The sequence below is a fragment of the Mycobacterium sp. SM3041 genome, assembly GCF_039668335.1.
Classification (GTDB): Bacteria; Actinomycetota; Actinomycetes; order Mycobacteriales; family Mycobacteriaceae; genus Mycobacterium.
Map to the genome: position 1 here is coordinate 1 of NZ_JAYXBQ010000003.1, position 1,233 is coordinate 1,233.

1 protein-coding gene is annotated in these 1,233 nt (G+C 64.5%); it reads left to right on the forward strand.

All coding sequences use genetic code 11. The features are described from left to right. Positions 1 to 28 precede the first annotated feature (28 nt). Positions 29 to 1,225, forward strand: coding sequence for an IS30 family transposase (locus VXD91_RS02830; RefSeq protein ID WP_212807977.1), 1,197 nt, complete (start codon positions 29 to 31; stop codon positions 1,223 to 1,225). Positions 1,226 to 1,233 lie beyond the last annotated feature (8 nt).

The following is a 1,233-nucleotide window of genomic DNA, read 5'->3' on the forward strand; positions in this document are numbered from 1 at the left end:
ACAACATCCATTGATTTGGGAGGTTGTCGTGCCCAGTGGGTATCCGCATTCGAAGCAGACCCGGCGGGAGTTGTTTGACCGGGTGTGTCAGGGCGCTCCATTAATCGAGACGGCCAAGGCGATGGGTGTGTCGACGACCTCGGCGTGGGTGTGGTGGCGCAACGCTGGTGCGATGAAACTGATCATGGGCAGCGGCATGCACGGGCTGGCCGAGGCCGGCGTTCCCGATCGGCCCGGTGGACGGGGGCATCGGCTCAGTCTCGATGAGCGCATCGCGATCATGCGGGGCCGCGATGCTGGCCTGACTTATGAGCAGATCGGTACGCAGATCGGCCGCCACCGCAGCGTCATCTGGCGTGAGGTGCGGCGCAACAGCAATGCCGACGGCGACTACCACGCCCGGATGGCACACGGGCGGGCGGCGCAGAGGTCACACCGACCAAAAGCGTTCAAACTCAACGACACCGCGCTGTGCGCCGCCATCGAAACGTGGATGGATGACGGGTGGAGCCCGAAACTGATCGCCGAGATGTTGGCCCGCGATCACCCGCATGACAGGCTCAAACGCGTGAGCCACGAAACCATCTACCAGTGCCTTTACGTGCAGGGCCGTGGCCAACTGCGCGCTGATCTGAACAAGTGCCTGTCCACCAAACGGGCCGCCCGCAAGCCCCGCGACCACACCGAACGCCGCGGCAAGTTCACCGATGTGTTCACCATCAGTGACCGGCCAGCCGAGGCCAATGACCGTGCCGTGCCGGGACATTGGGAAGGCGACCTGATCCTGGGTACTCGCGGCGGCAGCGCGATCGGCACCCTGGTCGAACGCAGCACCCGGTTCACCATCTTGTTGCACCTACCCGACGATCACACCGCCGACTCGGTGGCCGCGGCGATGATCGCGGCGATGAGTGAGCTGCCCGAACACCTGCGCCGCAGCATCACCTGGGACCGCGGCAGCGAGATGGCGAACTGGCGTGACATCAAACTGGCGCTCAAGGCGCCGGTCTACTTCTGCGATCCGCACTCACCCTGGCAGCGCGGGAGCAACGAGAACACCAACCGGCTGCTGCGGTTCTGGTTCGAAAAAGGCACCGACCTGAGCGTGCACACCAAAGCCGACCTCACCCGTATCCAGGACACCCTCAACAAGCGTCCCCGACCCACTCTCGATCTGGACACCCCAGCCCAACGCCTAGCCGCGCTCTTGAACCAAGCCGCCTAGCCACGTTG